This is a genomic window from Herbiconiux daphne, from assembly GCF_024979295.1.
Taxonomy (GTDB): domain Bacteria; phylum Actinomycetota; class Actinomycetes; order Actinomycetales; family Microbacteriaceae; genus Herbiconiux; species Herbiconiux daphnes.
This window is the reverse complement of sequence record NZ_JANLCJ010000096.1, coordinates 1-1,375: the sequence shown is the minus strand read 5'-3', so window position 1 is coordinate 1,375 and position 1,375 is coordinate 1. Positions and strand designations below refer to the sequence as shown.

The window sequence follows — 1,375 nt, the reverse complement described above, 5'->3', positions numbered from 1 at the left end:
TCATTCAACTATACTGGGGCATTAATTCAAACATGCCTAAAATATGATTTAGGCTTTACATTGATTGCTAGGCATTATACCTTACGATATGCATACGCAACCTTAATTGAAGAAATCATGACTGAAATTGATTGTTATTCACCTGAAAATCTATTTTTCAAAAGAACAGACGACTATATAATAGTAACATACGGTGAAAAAACCATCGGTATTATTACAGATTTAAACAACGCAACCGACTTGAAATATCATTCAGCATTTTTGAAGAAATTCCCAATTTTAATCTATGACGAATTTCTTGCTATTGAAGGTGATTATTTTCCTGATGAATGGGAACGGCTCAAAACTATCTATGGTTCTATCAATAGGGTAGAAGATGTTCCGCTGATTGGTATACCTAAGATTTTTCTACTAGGTAATGCCGTTAACTTTTCTTCCCCACTTCTTGCCAATCTTAACCTATACAATAAGCTAGAAACTCAAACAATTAATACCATGCAACAATACGGCAATATCATGCTTGAAATGAGAAGAAACGACAACGCCAATGAAATTAGAAATGACCGTGCTTTTTCAACTCATGAAGATGCAATGTCAACGGGTCAATTTAAATTTAATTCTTATCAGTTAACGACTGACGAACAAAGAGAATTAATCAAAGCCAATTCACGCGAATTTTATATTAAAACAAGAACGGGTTATATTCATGTATTGTATAACATGAAAAACTATGATACACTATTATCGGTTGTTCCCGATGCCGATTCATACCATTTCTGTACGGAAGTTGTTGATAAGAAAAAGGATAACGTATTTTTGAAAGATACCTATTATTCTGATACACACTACAAAAAGTATGAACGGGGAACTTACCTTTTCGATAATGCATATTCAAAAGATGCTATTACAAAAGATTTAACGCTGATTGAGTTAAAAATTGCCAAATGTATTAGGCAGTATGAACTTGATTGTAAAGAAACTGTATTTGAGCAGAACGAACGGCGTTATAAAAATCAGTATATCGAGAATAGCATTAAGGCAATTCAAAGAAGGTACCTAAATATCTTGTAGAAAGAGTTGAAGCTATTGAATACCGTTGAGGAATTTTCTGCTTACATTAAGAAACATAAGGCAAGCAAAAAGGCTACACGCCTTTTTCTTGACTTAGAAACCTTAACATATAATAAGGCAGAAGGAAGAAAAAACCCAAGTAAATATAAATCTATTTTATATTCCTTGTGTGTAGGTTGGTTAGATGATGAAGAAGAAGGGCTTGTACATCGTGTAGCTTTTCCATCGTGGCATGATTTTGAAAAAGCAGTTGAAAAAGGTTTAACCTATCGTGAAATGCTTGTCAAACGGCAAAAGATTGAAT

General features: G+C 33.2%; 2 protein-coding genes. Both read left to right on the top strand.

From position 1 onward, the window contains the following. On the top strand, positions 1 to 1,071 hold a 1,071-nt coding region (locus N1032_RS23235), incomplete at its 5' end, for a hypothetical protein (RefSeq protein WP_259542715.1). A gap of 15 nt (positions 1,072 to 1,086) precedes the next feature. After that, positions 1,087 to 1,375, top strand: a 289-nt coding sequence (locus N1032_RS23230; RefSeq protein WP_259542714.1) for a hypothetical protein, incomplete at its 3' end; no start/stop codon positions are given.